The organism is Streptomyces durbertensis, from assembly GCF_014156695.1.
Taxonomy (GTDB): Bacteria; Actinomycetota; Actinomycetes; order Streptomycetales; family Streptomycetaceae; genus Streptomyces; species Streptomyces durbertensis.
Window position 1 is genome coordinate 1 of the sequence record NZ_WMLF01000919.1, and the last position, 588, is coordinate 588.

General features: G+C 71.6%; 2 protein-coding genes. Both read right to left on the reverse strand.

All coding sequences use genetic code 11. The features are described from left to right. Positions 1-292, reverse strand: a 292-nt coding sequence (locus GL263_RS27660) for a hypothetical protein (protein ID WP_228456892.1), incomplete at its 3' end; no start/stop codon positions are given. After that, a partial coding sequence (locus GL263_RS27665) for a lantibiotic dehydratase C-terminal domain-containing protein (RefSeq protein WP_182858457.1) occupies positions 289-588 on the reverse strand: 300 nt, incomplete at its 5' end. The genes GL263_RS27660 and GL263_RS27665, both read right to left, overlap by 4 nt.

Below are 588 nucleotides of genomic sequence, written 5' to 3' on the forward strand. Positions count from 1 at the left end.
GGTCTGGGAGGTAGCCGGTGCCGATGATGAGGGAGGTGGCGAGGGCGCCGGGGCCGGTGTGGATGCCGTCGGGTGGGGCGTTGCCGAGGGTTCGGGAGGCTGCGTTCCAGTGGGTGGCGGCGGTGGTGGCGTCGCCGAGGCAGGCGTGGAGGAGTGCGGTTCCGGCGAGTCCGTAGCAGAGGGTGTGTGCTGCGCGGCTGGATAAGGCGTTGGTGACGGCTTCCGGGTCGCGGAGGCTGCGGGCCAGCTCGGTGGCTCTGGCGGCGGCGAGGCTTCGGGTGTCTGGGCTCATGGGCGGTGGAGGAGGTCGGCTGCCAGGGTTCTCGCGATGCGTTCGTGGCCGGGGTCGATGGCGAGGAGTCGGTTGGCGTGCATGTGGATGACGTCGGAGGCCACGAGGGCTGCTGCCTGGGGTGGCAGCGTGTCGCGGTAGGTGATGAGTGCTTTGTGGCGTTGTTCGTGTGCGGCGGTCAGGTCTCGGGGCAGAAGCGCCTTGGCGCCGTGGCGGGTGGCCGGGCGGAGGGTGTCGCGGTGGCGGAGTTGTGCGGGGGTGAGGCGGCCGGGGTTGAGTGCGCGGTGGGGTTGGTC